Origin of the sequence: Nonomuraea angiospora (assembly GCF_014873145.1) — a bacterium.
Classification (GTDB): Bacteria; Actinomycetota; Actinomycetes; order Streptosporangiales; family Streptosporangiaceae; genus Nonomuraea; species Nonomuraea angiospora.
This window is the reverse complement of sequence record NZ_JADBEK010000001.1, coordinates 10226561-10238968: the sequence shown is the minus strand read 5'-3', so window position 1 is coordinate 10238968 and position 12408 is coordinate 10226561. Positions and strand designations below refer to the sequence as shown.

Here is a 12408-nt window from a genome sequence, read left to right as displayed (position 1 = left end):
GGAGAGATCTTGTTCACCACCAGGCCCGAGCTGACGGGCGACTTCGGCATGGTCGCCAGCACGCACTGGCTGGCCTCGGCCACCGGCATGGGCGTGCTGGAACGCGGCGGCAACGCCTTCGACGCGGCGGTGGCCGCCGGGTTCGTGCTCCAGGTCGCCGAGCCGCACCTGAACGGCCCCGGCGGCGAGGTGCCGATCCTGCTGTGGAGCGAGGACGAGCAGAAGGTGTCCGTGGTGTGCGGGCAGGGCGTGGCGCCGGCCGCGGCCACCATCGAGCGCTACACCGGGCTGGGCCTGGACATCGTGCCCGGCACGGGGCTGCTGGCGGCCACCGTGCCGGGGGCGTTCGGCGGCTGGATGCTCATGCTGGAGCGCTGGGGCACCTGGTCGCTGGCCGACGTGCTGGCGCCCGCGATCCACTACGCCGAGCACGGCGTGCCGGTGCTGGAGCGCATCGCGGCCACGATCGCGTCGGTCGAAGGACTGTTCACCGGCGACTGGCCGACGTCGGCGGCCACCTGGCTGCCCGGCGGCCGCGTCCCGGCGGCCGGGTCGAAGCTGGCCAACCCGGTGCTGGCGGAGACCTACCGGCGGGTGGTCGCCGAGGCCGAGGCCGCGTCGAGCACCCGCGAGGGACAGCTCGCCGCCGCCCGCCGCGCCTGGTACGAGGGGTTCGTGGCCGAGGCGATCGCCGAGTTCTGCGCCAAGACGGCCTGGCGGGACAGCAGCGGCGAGGCGCACGGCGGGCTGCTCACCGGCGACGACCTGGCCCGGTGGTCGGCGTCGGTCGAGGAGCCGCTCGCCTTCGACTACCGCGGCCACACCGTCTACAAGACGCGGGCGTGGGGGCAGGGGCCGGTGTTCCTGCAGCAGCTCGCCCTCCTTCAGGGCTTCGACCTGGACGGGATGGAGTTCCTCGGCGCCGACTACGTGCACACGGTGACGGAGGCGGCCAAGCTCGCCTTCGCCGACCGCGAGGCCTGGTACGGCGACACCGACGTGCCCGTGTCCGACCTGCTCAGCGAGGCGTACAACGCCGAGCGGCGCAAGCTCGTCGGCGCGCGGGCCAGCTTCGAGCTGCGGCCCGGCTCCCCGGGCGGCCGGGCGCCCAGGCTGCCCGACTACCCCGCGCCCGGCACGGCGAGCGACGCCCCCGGCGTCTCCGGCGCGCGCTCCCCGCAGGGCGTCGGCGAGCCGACCGTGGCCCGCGACGGCACGGTGAAGGGTGACACCTGCCACCTCGACGTCGTGGACCGGTGGGGCAACATGGTCTCCGCCACCCCCAGCGGCGGCTGGCTGCAGAGCTCCCCCACGATCCCCGAGCTGGGCTTCTGCCTGGGCACCAGGGCGCAGATGTTCTGGCTGCAGGAGGGGCTGCCCGCCTCGCTGCGCCCCGGCACGCGTCCGCGCACCACGCTGACGCCGTCGTTCGCGCTCAGGGACGGCAGGCCGTGGCTGGCGTTCGGCACCCCCGGCGGCGACCAGCAGGACCAGTGGAGCCTGAACTTCTTCCTCGCCGTCGTCCACGGCGGGCTGAACCTCCAGGAGGCCATCGACGCCCCCATGTTCCACTCCGAGCACTTCCCCAGCTCGTTCTTCCCGCGCGGCTCCCGGCCCGGCGTGCTGCACGTCGAGGACCGGGTGGACGCGGCCGTGACAGCGGAGCTGCGCCGGCGTGGGCACGAGGTCGAGGTGCAGGGCCCGTGGACGCTCGGCAGGCTCAGCGCCGTCGCCCGTGACGGCGAGTTCCTCAAGGCCGCCGCCAACCCGCGCGGCGCCCAGGGCTACGCAGTCGGCCGATGACGGATCTCCTGTTCATGCTGGGCGCCGGTCTGCTGGCCGGGGTGGTGAACGCGCTGGCGGGCGGTGGGACGCTCATCTCGTTCCCGGCGCTGCTGGCGCTGGGCTATCCGAGTCTGACCGCGTCGGTGACCAACGCGGTGGCGCTGTGGCCCGGCTATCTGGGCGGCGTGCTCGGCTACCGGGCCGAGCTGCGCGGCCAGCGGCGCCGGGCGGCGGCGTTGTCGATCACGACCGTGCTGGGCGCGGGCGTGGGCAGCGCGTTGCTGCTGCTCACGCCCGGCCGGCTGTTCGAGTCGCTGGTGCCGTGGCTGGTGGCCTTCGCCAGCCTGGCGCTGCTGGCCCAGCCGTGGCTGCGCAGGCTCTTCGGCGGTGAGGCCGACGGGCCGCCCAGCAAACTGGTGTACGCCGGGGTCTTCCTCGGCGGCTGTTACGGCGCCTACTTCAACGGCGGCATGGGGGTGCTGCTCCTGACGGTGCTCGGCATGTTCCTGCACGACAACCTGCACCGGGTGAACGCCGTGCGGGCCACGCTCGCGCTGGTGATCAGCACGGTGTCGGTCGTGGCGTTCTCCCTGTTCGGTCCCGTGCAGTGGCAGGCCGTGGCGGTGATAGCGCCGGCCAGCCTGGCCGGCGGGTTCCTGGGCACGCGTCTGGCCAGACTCATGTCGGCCAAGGTTCTGCGCGGCGTCGTTGTCGCGTTCGGCCTGGGCGTGGCCGTGGCGCTTGCCTTGCGTTAGGCCGTGCGTCAGTCGGCGTGGCTACGCGACGGTGGCCTCGATGAGGTCGTCCACCACGTCGGCCAGGTCGTGGCCCCTGGCGTGCACCCGGCGCTGGCGCATGGCTCCCGAGCCCTTGCGCAGCAAGCGGTCCAGCCCCTCCTGGACGAACGTCAGGTCGCCGGCCTCCGCCAGCGCCTTGCGTACATGCTCCAGGAGGCGGCCCGCCATCACGGGCGCGGGCACGAGGGTGCCGTGCCGCACGTCCATGCTGTCGCCCGTCAGCCCGTAGCGGGCCGCGCGCCAGTAGGCGGCGCGCAGCACCTCCGCCGGGATCGGCAGCCCCCGGTCACCCCGCTCCACCGCGGCCAGCGCGGTCACCACCAGCGCGCGGATGAGCCCGATCAGGGTGAGACTGTCGCTCACGTCGAGCGGCACGTCGGCCACCCTGATCTCGACCGTGGGCAGCCGGGACGACGGCCGGGCGTCCCAGTAGACCGTCTTGGCGTCGAGCAGCACGCCCGAGTCGGTGAGCGCGCGCACCGCCAGCTCGTAGTCGCCGAACGACGGGAAGTACGGCGGCGCGCCGGACACCGGCCAGCGGCCCCAGCTGATCACCCGCCACGACGCGTAGCCGGTGTCGCGGCCCACGAAGAACGGCGAGTTGGCGGCCAGCGCGATCAGCGTGGGCAGCCAGGGGCGCAGGTGGTTGCCGACGTAGACGGCGTGCTCCTCGTCGGGCACGTCCACGTGTACGTGCAGGGCGCAGATGCTGATCTCGTCATGAAGTGCGCGATAGAGCGTCCTCCCTTGGTGATAGCGATCGTCGTCGGCGAGCGGCGGCGGCATGACGTTCCCCAGCACGGGGATGCCGCTCGCGACGACGGCCAGCCCGCACGATCGGGCCGCGGCCGCCACCTCCCGCCGCGCGCTACGCAGTTGCGAGCCGAGCTCGCTGAGGTCGGCGGAGGGCGGCGTGCGTGCCTCCACCTGGAAACGGGTGATTTCTTGCACCACGTCGAGCACATCCGTCGCCGCGGCCAGGACATCGGCCGCTCGGGGAGCCACGTGGCGGGTGCGGGGATCGACTACGAGGTATTCCTCTTCGATCCCGATCAACGGAACCATGCCCACACCTCGCTGGGAGACCAAACCTCCGACTGAAGGTTGTGCCCGGCGCGCGCCCCGGGGAAAACCCGTCAAGCAAACGGTTGCTTAGAGGGGCCCGTAGTGGGCGTGGGAAAATCCCGTGGACATGGCCCAGTAACGATCGCCGTACGACCAGTGCCACCACTCGGTGGGGTAGTTGACCAGGCCGACGGGCTCCAGAGCGGCGGCCAGGAGCTTGCGGTGGGCGCGGGCGTCGGCGGAGATATTGGGGGCGGCCGTATAGCAGGCGCCGTCGCTCTGCTCCGGGTTGTCGTTGACCTGGGTGCCCATGTCGTACTCGACGCCGTCGGGGTCGCACAGGGTCAGGTCCACGGCGGCGCCGGCGGTGTGGGGGGCGACCTCGACCGGGGACACGTACCGACTCGCCGCGATATATGACTCGTCGGGGGAAATTTCGGGGAATGTGGTGTGAAGTTCTGCCCGGTACGTCTCGAAGATCCGCCGCTGCGTGGCGATGGGCCGGTAGCCCTCCACGATCAGCAGGTGATACCCGCCGGGCAGCGAGCGCTCGGCCCGCTCCAGCCGGTCGAGCAGGCCGGAGCGCAGGTGCGCGTACGCGCCCTCGTCGTCGGCCAGCCGCGCGTCCACGCGCAGCCGCCCGCGCACGTCGGCCAGCGGCTCGCCGCACTCGCGCACGGGAAGCGCGGTCACCCTGGGGTCGGAGATGAGCACGACATCGTTGGGAGACTGCCACATGAGCAGAAATTCTCACACAGTGTCGGAGAAGACCTGCTCCCGGGCCTGCTCCAGAGCGGCCACCAGCGCCCCGCGCAGCACGGGGTTGCCCGCCACCTGGGTCGTCACCACGGTCGGCCGGCTGGGGCAGACGCGGGCCACCGCCTCCTGCACCTTGGCGGCCAGCCGCGCGCCGCCCGCCCGGCCGATGTCGCCGCTGAGCACGATCAGGCCGGGGTCGAGCACGACGGTCACCGCCGCCGCGCCCACGGCCAGCCGTCCCGCCAGCTCGTCCAGGTAGCCCTCGTCGCCGGCGCGCACCAGGTCGGGCACCGTCCTGCCGGTCACGCCGTGCCGGTCGGCCAGACCGCGCAGCGCGTCGTGCCCCACCAGGCGCTGGAACGAGCCCGACTGCGGCTCCGAGACGTCCGACGGCAGCGGCTCGCCGGGGACCGGCAGCCAGCCGATCTCGCCCGCTCCCCCGCTGGTGCCCCGGTGCAGCCGGCCGCCCAGCATGACGCCGAGGCCCTGGCCGACGCCGGCCCAGATCACCACGAAGTCGTCGTGGCCGACGGCCGCGCCGTGCTTGTGCTCGGCGAGCGCGACCAGGTTGACGTCGTTCTCGATGGTGACGGACGCGCCGAGCGTCTCGCGCAGGCTGGCCAGCACGCCGACGTGCCAGTCCGGCAGGTCGTACGACCAGCGCACGTCGCCCGTGACCGGGTCGACCACGCCCCTGGTGCCGATGACGAACGCGCGCAACCGCGACAGGCTGACGTTCGCCGTGTCGCAGGCGCGCTGCACCGCCTCGTGGACCGCCTTGACCGGGTCGCGGCCGTCGGACGGGTTGAGCGTGATCTCGACGACCACCCTGCCTGTGATGTCCGCCACAGCGACCTTGAGGCTGTCGGGCAGGACCTCGAGGCCGGCGACGTACGCGCTGGAGGGAACGACGGTGTACAGGGCGGCGTGCGGCCCCCTGCCCCCGGCACGCTCCCCCGCGACCTCGACCAGCCCCCGCTCCTCCAGGCGAGCGAGCAGCTGACCTGCGGTTACCTTGGAGAGCCCGGTCCGTTCCCCCAGCTCGGCCCGGGTGAGCGGGCCGTCCGCCAGAAGGAGTTCGAGTGCCGCGCGATCGTTCAACCGGCGCAGCAGCCGGGGGACTCCCGGGCTTCGACTCATTACCGCACCCCTCTCGTCACGAATGGCTAACGGGCGTTTCTTTTAAGAAAGTTTCTTGTTAGTTTAGCAGCGTTGTTCGACATTTGACGATCAGCCTGGTGCGGACCGTAGGCCGGCACCCGGGAAGGGAGAACCCTGTGAGGATCGCGAAGATCACAGCCGCTACGGTCAGCACGGCCGCGCTGGCTCTGGGTCTGGCCGCCTGTGGCTCAAGCGAAACCCCCTCGTCCTCACCCAGCGCCGCCGCACCCGCCAGCAGCGGCCCCAAGTACGCCGGCAAGACGCTGACGTTCTGGCGCCTCGGGGACACCAACCCCGCCGCCCAGAAGTACACCGACGAGCTGGTCGCCGAGTTCGAGAAGGAGACCGGCGCCAAGGTGAACGTCGAGTGGATCCCTTGGCCGCAGGTCAACGACAAGTTCACGGCCGCGGCCGCCGGCGGCACCGGCCCTGACGTGACGGAGATCGGCAACGACCAGGTGCCGCTGTGGCAGAGCCAGGAGGCCCTGGAGCCGATCACCGACATCGTGGCGAGCGGTGACCAGGCCCAGATCCCCAAGAACCTCATGGGGCTGGAGACCATCGACGGCGAGACGTACGCCGTGCCGTGGGGCGGCGGCAGCCGGGCGGTGCTCTACCGCGCCGACTGGTTCAAGGAGCTCAAGATCGAGATCCCCAAGACCTGGGACGAGCTCGTGGCGGCCGCCAAGAAGATCCAGGCCAAGAAGGGCAAGGACGTGGACGGCTTCGCCTTCAACGGCGGCTCCGACGCCAACCACCTGCTCGGCGCCCTCGCCTGGACCGCCGGCGGCGACTACGCCGTCAAGGAGGGCGACAAGTGGGTCGGCAAGCTCACCGACCCCGGCTTCAAGGAGGGCTTCGCCCAGTACACCGGCCTGGTGACCGGCGGCCTGTCCAGCAAGTCGCGCCTCAACCAGAACACCACCGAGATCCGCACCCGCTTCGCCAACAACAAGGTCGGCATGTACCTCACCGCGTCGTGGGACCTGCCGGGGATCGCGGAGGACAGCAAGGGCAAGCTCAAGGGCGACAAGCTGGCCTTCTTCCCGCTCCCGGCCAAGGCGGGCGGCGAGGCGCAGTCCTTCCTCGGCGGCAACGACATCGCCGTGTGGGGCTCCGCGAAGGAGAAGGACGCGGCCAAGGAGTTCGTGAAGCTGGCCTCCAACAAGCAGTGGGGCGTCAAGTACGCCACCGACGGCGGCCTGCTCCCCGTCTACCCCGAGGCCCTCGCCGCGCTGTCCAGCGACCCGGCACAGGCGCCGTTCGCCGCCGCCTTCGCCAAGGCCAAGGCCTTCCCCGCCGACCCGCAGTGGACGGAGGCCAACGAGACCAAGGCGGTGCTGCAGAACGCGGCCCGCAAGGTCATCGAGGGCAAGGCGAGCGCGGATGACGCGCTGGCCGCGGCCAACAAGGAACTCGAAGACATCCTCAACGCCTCCTGAGACCTATGACGAACACGTCAACGCTCGCCCCCCGGGGTGGAGGCCGCGCCTCCACCCCGGGACGGCGCCGCTCACACCGGCCACCGCGGGCCAGCGGGCTGCCCGCCTGGTCGATCCCCTACGTCCTGCTGATCCCGGGGCTGCTGGTCATCGGCGCGCTGCTGCTGTGGCCGCTGATCCAGATGGTGATCATCTCCTTCCAGAAGGTGGGACTCGTCCAGATCTCGGGCAAGAAGCCGGCCACCTGGGTCGGGCTCGAGAACTTCACCAAGGTCTTCGAGAACGACATCTTCTGGTCCTCGCTGCGCAACACGGTGGTGTTCGCGGCGATCGCCGTGCCGCTCACGCTGATCCTCGGCACCGCCGTCGGCGTCCTGCTGCACCGGCTCGGCAAGAAGATGTCGTTGTTCGTCATCATCGGCATCATGTTCGCCTGGGCGGTGCCGCCGGTGGCGCAGGGCATGATCTGGCGCTCGCTGTTCGACGCCGAGGCCGGCATCGTCAACTGGGCGCTCAACCTGCTGCCCGACGGGCTCTCCAACGCGCTGTTCGGCAGGGCGAACTGGTCCGGCGTGCCGTGGCTCAACGACGCCTGGTCCATCTACATGGCGCTGACGGTCTGCGTCGTCTGGGCGGGCTTCCCGTTCATCGCCGTCTCGGTGCTGGCCGGCCTCAAGGGCATCCCGGCCGAGCTGTACGAGGCGGCCAAGGTGGACGGCTCCGGCGCCTGGCGCACGTTCAGGAAGATCACCTTCCCGCTGCTCAAGCCGGTGTTCGCGGTGCTGACCGTGCTCTCGATCATCTGGGACTTCAAGGTCTTCGCCCAGCTGTACGTGCTGGCCGGCACCACCAACCGGGAGGCGTACAACCTGTCGATGTACGCGGTGACCGAGGCCTTCAAGGCCCCGCCGAAGATGGGATCGGGCGCGGCCATCGCGGTGGTGCTGACCGTGATCCTGCTCATCGTCACCGCGGCCTACATCCGCCAGATGTTCAAGCAGGAGGAGCTGTGAAGAGCCCGCTGGCCCGCAGGCGCCTGGGCAAGACCGCGCTCAACGCGGCAGGCGTGCTGGTCTTCCTGGTCGCCGTCTTCCCCGTCTACTGGATGGTCTCCACCGGCTTCAAGGCGAACGACCAGATCTTCACCACCGACTTCATCCCGTTCCCCACGCACTTCACCTTCGAGCACGTCACGCGGGTGCTCACCGACGGCGTGGCCGGGCACTCGATCTGGCTCTACATGCGCAACAGCGCCATCGTCGCGCTCGGCACGGTCCTGATCGGCGCGGTCTTCGCGCTGCTGTCGGCCACCGCCGTGGCCCGGTTCCGGTTCAAGGGACGCACGCCGTTCCTGGCCCTGCTGCTCGTCGCGCAGATGATCCCGGCCGAGGCGCTGCTCATCCCGCTGTTCCTCGGCGTCAAGCGGCTGGGCCTGTACGACCAACTGCTCGGCCTGATCGTCACGCAGGTCGCGCTGACGCTGCCGTTCGGGATCTGGATGCTGCGCACGTTCGTGGCCGCCGTGCCCAAGTCGCTGGAGGAGGCGGCCTGGATCGACGGCGCGAGCCGGTTCACCACCTTCTGGAAGGTGCTCTTCCCGCTGGTGGCCCCGGGGCTGGTCGCGACCAGCATCTTCTCGTTCATCACCGCTTGGAACGAGCTGATCATGGCGCTGTACCTGATCAACGACCCGACGAAATACACGATGCCCGTCGCCCTGCAGTACTTCTTCGGGCAGAAGGGCACCGACTGGGGCGCCATCATGGCCAGCTCCACGATGATGACCATCCCGGTCGTCATCTTCTTCCTTCTCGTACAACGCCGCATGGTCTCCGGCCTGGTCGCCGGGGCCGTGAAGGGCTGACATCCGCAGGGCGAACGCCTTGTTCGACCCTGCCCATCTTTGGGCCTGAAATCCGATGAGGAGCTATGAGTCAGAGTGATCGGGGGCTGCGCCGCCTCGCGGCCGGCACGCTGCTCGTCGCCTTCCAGGGCACCGTGGCGCCCGAATGGGTGCTGCGCGAGCTGGAGCAGGGCCTGGGCGGCGTCACGCTCTTCGGCTTCAACGTGGCCGACCCCGGCCAGGTGAGCGGCCTGACGTCCGCGCTGCGGGGCGCCGGGGAGCCCGTCATCTCGCTGGACGAGGAGGGCGGCGACGTGACGCGGCTGGCGTACCACGTCGGCAGCCCGTACCCGGGGAACGCGGCGCTGGGCGCGGTGGACGACGTCGAGCTGACCCGCCGGGTCTACCGCGCGATCGGCTCGGAGCTGGCCGCCTGCGGCATCAACCTGGACATGGCGCCCAGCGCCGACGTCAACACCGAGGCCGACAACCCGGTGATCGGCACCAGGTCGTTCGGGCCCGACGCGAAACTGGTCGCCAGGCACACGGTGGCGGCCGTGGAGGGCCTGCAGTCGGTGAACGTGGCCGCCTGCGTCAAGCACTTCCCCGGCCACGGCGCCACCCGGGTGGACTCCCACCTGGCGATCCCCGTCGTGGACGTGGGCCTGGACGTGCTGCGGGAGCGGGAGCTGGCCCCGTTCCGGGCGGCGGTCGGCGCGGGGGCCAGGTCGGTGATGACCGCGCACGTCGCGGTGCCGGCGGTGACGGGCGAGACGCCCGCGACGCTGTCCAGCGCCGCGCTCACCGGGCTCCTCAGGGGCGAGCTCGGCTACGACGGCGTGGTCATCACCGACGCGCTCGACATGCGGGCGATCACCAGGAGCGTGGGCCTGGCCGGCGGCGCGGTGCTGACCCTCGCGGCCGGGGCCGACCTGCTGTGCCTCGGGCCGCTGCCGACCTACGACGACGTCCAGGCCATCATCGCGGAGATCGTCTCCGCGGTGCGCGAGGGGCGCCTGCCGCTCTCCCGGCTGGAGGAGGCGGGGGCACGGGTGGCGGCGCTGCGGGCCTGGTTCGGGGCGCCCGCGCCCGTCGCCGCCGAGCAGAACGTGGTCGGCCTGCACGCCGCGCGCCGCGCCGTGCGGCTGACCGGAGAGACGGAGCCCCTGGTCGAGCCCCTGGTGATCGAGGTGGACACCCCGCCGACGATCGCCGTGGGCGACGTGCCGTGGGGCGTGGGCCCGTGGCTGCCGGACGCGGAGATCGTCCGGGTCAAGCCCGCGGCCGCCGACGTCCCTGCCCTGCTGGCCAAGGCCGTGAACCGGTCCCTGGTCGTGGTGGTCAAGGACGCGCACCGCCACCAGGCGAGCCAGGAACTGGTCTCCGCGCTGGTGGCGGCCCGCCCGGACGCGACGGTGATCGAGATGGGGCTGCCCGTGTGGCGCCCCGACAGCGCCGCCTACATCGCCACGTACGGGGCCGCCCGGGCCAACGCCCAGGCCGCGATCGAGCTCCTCACGGCCTGAGACGCCGGCGACTCGCTCACGGTCTAAGGCGCCAGCAGCTCCTCGCGGGCCTGGTCGAGGGCGGCCAGCACGGCGCCGCGCAGCACCGGGTTGGCGTCGGTCACCTTCGTGGTGACGACCTGGGGGCGCACGGGGCAGATCCTGGCCACGGCCTCCTCCACCCGGGAGGTGAGCGCGGGTCCGCCGGCGTGGCCGATCTCCCCGGCCAGCACGACCAGGCCGGGGTCGAGGATCACGCACACGGCGGCGACGCCCAGGGCGAGCCGGTTGGCGATCTCGTCGAGCAGCGGCTCGCCCGCGGCGCCCGCCGCCATCGCGACCTTGACGCACTCGCCCGCGCTGTCGGCCGCGAACCCGTACGTCTGGGCCAGCTCCGCCACCGCCTCGGCACTGACCAGCGACTGCAGGCCGCCCGCCAGCGAGGGCAGCCGCCCGGGCTCGGTGCGGATGTCCTCGGGCAGCGGCACGCCGGGCACCGGCAGGTAGCCGATCTCGCCCGCGCTGCCGGAGCGGCCCCGGTGCAGCTTGCCGCCGAGCATGATCGCCAGGCCGAGGCCGCGGCTGGACCACAGCAGGACGAAGTCGTCGAGCCCCTTGGCCGCCCCGTCGGCCCGCTCGGCGAGGGCGGCGAGGTTGACGTCGTTCTCGATGGTGACCTGGCGCCGCAGGTCGCCGGCCAGGGCCTCGTGGATGCCCTCGTGCCAGCCCGGCAGGTCGAACGAGAAGCGCACGTCGCCGCTGCGCGGATCGACCACGCCAGGGGTGCCGATCACGACGCCGCGCAGCTTGGAGAGGCTGATCTTGGCGCTGCGGCAGGCCTTGACGATCGCGCCGTGGACCACCGAGACGGGGTCGTCGTGGCCGCCGGGGTCGACCGTGACCTCGGCGATCGTGTTGCCGTGGATGTCGGCCACCGCGGTGGAGATCAGCTCGGGGCCGACCTCGAGGCCGGCCACGTACGCGCTGGAGGGGATCACGGAGTAGAGGGCCGCGTTGGGCCCCCGCCCGCCGGCCTGGGTGCCGACCACCTCGACCAGGCCGCGCTCCTCCAGCCTGGCCAGCGTCTGCGAGGCCGTGACCTTGGACAGGCCGGTCAGATCGCCGATCTGGCCACGGGTCATGGGGCCTGTGGCGAGCAACAGGTCCAGCGCGGCCCGGTCGTTGATCTCCCTGAGCAGTCTGGGCACACCAGGGCGTCGCTCCACGCTGAATTCCGCCGTCTCATGAGAACCGCTGTTTTGAAGCGCTCCCCACGGATGAATCCGGGGGATTCCAGCCGTCCCAACCGTGCGGCTACGCGCATGGTCGCGACGCTGTTGCTTGGCGATTCACCTTCCGGCCCCGCTCGCGCGGGTTTCCACGCCCCAGCCCGCACACCCGGTCTGGGCTGCGCGTGCTCCGCCCTTCCGGCGGTGAGTAGATCCTGCCTTGGCCTCCCTCGCGAGCTTGGTTATCACTCGCGTGTTCGACCACGCCACACCTTACCCGCACTGGGTGCACCACCACAGCCGGTTCCCGTCAGTGCCCGTTCTGACGAGCTTGCGCCTAACCAGTGTTGACCAGGGGGGATAATCGAGAACATGCGCCTTTCCGCTCGTGTCGACTACGCCCTCCGTGCCGCCGCCGAACTCGCCGCAGCCGGTGCAGGCCCGACTACCGTGGGCGAGCTCGCCAAGGAACAGGACATGCCGCCCAAATACCTGGAGAACATCCTGTTGCAGATGCGGCGTGCCGGGCTCGTGCGCGGGCAGCGTGGGCCCGAGGGCGGCTACGTGCTGGCCAGGCCCGCCACCGAGATCTCGCTGGCCGATGTGATCAGGGCCGTGGACGGCCCGTTGGCCAACGTACGCGGCGAGCGGCCCGAGCATGTCGGCTACCGGGGGCCCGCCGAGTCGTTGCAGCAGGTGTGGATCGCGTTGCGCGCCACCGAGCGCTCCATCCTGGAAGAGGTCACCCTCGACCAGGTCGCCTCCGGGGCGCTGCCCGAGCGGGTCCGCCAGCTCGCCGCCGACCCGGCCGCCTGGGACTGA

Annotated in this window: 11 protein-coding genes; 7 read left to right on the top strand and 4 right to left on the bottom strand. The window is 71.5% G+C overall.

What is annotated here, in order from left to right; all coding sequences use genetic code 11:
* The first annotated feature begins 48 nt into the window (after window positions 1–48).
* Together H4W80_RS47275 and H4W80_RS47270 are read left to right on the top strand one after the other, a co-directional pair.
* Window positions 49–1803, top strand: a complete 1755-nt coding sequence (locus tag H4W80_RS47275; RefSeq protein ID WP_192794150.1) for a gamma-glutamyltransferase family protein — start codon at window positions 49–51, stop codon at window positions 1801–1803.
* Window positions 1800–2540: a sulfite exporter TauE/SafE family protein gene (locus H4W80_RS47270; RefSeq protein WP_192791032.1), complete on the top strand. Its 741-nt coding sequence runs from the start codon at window positions 1800–1802 to the stop codon at window positions 2538–2540. The genes H4W80_RS47275 and H4W80_RS47270 overlap by 4 nt, the downstream gene beginning before the upstream one ends.
* Window positions 2541–2561: 21 nt before the next feature.
* On the opposite strand, the gene H4W80_RS47265 is transcribed toward H4W80_RS47270, so the two are convergent.
* The 3 genes from H4W80_RS47265 to H4W80_RS47255 form a co-directional block, all read right to left on the bottom strand.
* Window positions 2562–3647, bottom strand: a complete 1086-nt coding sequence (locus tag H4W80_RS47265; RefSeq protein WP_192791031.1) for a carboxylate-amine ligase — start codon at window positions 3645–3647, stop codon at window positions 2562–2564.
* Window positions 3648–3734: 87 nt separating this feature from the next.
* A complete protein-coding gene (locus H4W80_RS47260; RefSeq protein ID WP_192791030.1) occupies window positions 3735–4385 on the bottom strand; it encodes a M15 family metallopeptidase in 651 nt (216 codons plus the stop codon).
* Between the two features lie 12 nt (window positions 4386–4397).
* Window positions 4398–5546: an ROK family transcriptional regulator gene (locus tag H4W80_RS47255; protein WP_192791029.1), complete on the bottom strand. Its 1149-nt coding sequence runs from the start codon at window positions 5544–5546 to the stop codon at window positions 4398–4400.
* Between the two features lie 137 nt (window positions 5547–5683).
* Between H4W80_RS47255 and H4W80_RS47250 the strand changes: the two genes are divergently transcribed.
* The 4 genes from H4W80_RS47250 (at window position 5684) to H4W80_RS47235 (ending at window position 10378) form a co-directional block, all read left to right on the top strand.
* Entirely contained in the window at window positions 5684–7009 is a 1326-nt protein-coding gene (locus H4W80_RS47250; RefSeq protein ID WP_192791028.1) for an extracellular solute-binding protein, read from the top strand.
* Window positions 7010–7014: 5 nt separating this feature from the next.
* A complete protein-coding gene (locus tag H4W80_RS47245) occupies window positions 7015–8022 on the top strand; it encodes a carbohydrate ABC transporter permease (protein ID WP_192791027.1) in 1008 nt (335 codons plus the stop codon).
* A complete protein-coding gene (locus tag H4W80_RS47240) occupies window positions 8019–8873 on the top strand; it encodes a carbohydrate ABC transporter permease (protein ID WP_318787384.1) in 855 nt (284 codons plus the stop codon). Before H4W80_RS47245 ends, H4W80_RS47240 begins: the two co-directional genes overlap by 4 nt.
* 65 nt (window positions 8874–8938) lie before the next feature.
* On the top strand, window positions 8939–10378 hold the full coding sequence (locus tag H4W80_RS47235) for a glycoside hydrolase family 3 protein (RefSeq protein ID WP_192791026.1): 1440 nt from the start codon (window positions 8939–8941) through the stop codon (window positions 10376–10378).
* A 23-nt stretch (window positions 10379–10401) separates the two neighbouring features.
* Here the strand turns inward: H4W80_RS47235 and H4W80_RS47230 are convergent, their stop codons facing one another.
* A complete protein-coding gene (locus tag H4W80_RS47230; protein ID WP_192791025.1) occupies window positions 10402–11583 on the bottom strand; it encodes an ROK family transcriptional regulator in 1182 nt (393 codons plus the stop codon).
* Window positions 11584–11958: 375 nt separating this feature from the next.
* Here H4W80_RS47230 and H4W80_RS47225 point away from each other — a divergent pair, with 375 nt between their 5' ends.
* Entirely contained in the window at window positions 11959–12408 is a 450-nt protein-coding gene (locus H4W80_RS47225) for an RrF2 family transcriptional regulator (protein WP_192791024.1), read from the top strand.

Excerpts from the sequence above, each read along its gene's own strand:
- H4W80_RS47275 (WP_192794150.1), top strand. The coding sequence starts at position 49 with ATGGTCGCCAGCACGCACTGGCTGGCCTCGGCCACCGGCATGGGCGTG.
- H4W80_RS47270 (WP_192791032.1), top strand. The coding sequence starts at position 1,800 with ATGACGGATCTCCTGTTCATGCTGGGCGCCGGTCTGCTGGCCGGGGTG.
- H4W80_RS47265 (WP_192791031.1), bottom strand. The coding sequence starts at position 3,647 with ATGGTTCCGTTGATCGGGATCGAAGAGGAATACCTCGTAGTCGATCCC.
- H4W80_RS47260 (WP_192791030.1), bottom strand. The coding sequence starts at position 4,385 with ATGTGGCAGTCTCCCAACGATGTCGTGCTCATCTCCGACCCCAGGGTG.
- H4W80_RS47255 (WP_192791029.1), bottom strand. The coding sequence starts at position 5,546 with ATGAGTCGAAGCCCGGGAGTCCCCCGGCTGCTGCGCCGGTTGAACGAT.
- H4W80_RS47245 (WP_192791027.1), top strand. The coding sequence starts at position 7,015 with ATGACGAACACGTCAACGCTCGCCCCCCGGGGTGGAGGCCGCGCCTCC.
- H4W80_RS47235 (WP_192791026.1), top strand. The coding sequence starts at position 8,939 with ATGAGTCAGAGTGATCGGGGGCTGCGCCGCCTCGCGGCCGGCACGCTG.
- H4W80_RS47225 (WP_192791024.1), top strand. The coding sequence starts at position 11,959 with ATGCGCCTTTCCGCTCGTGTCGACTACGCCCTCCGTGCCGCCGCCGAA.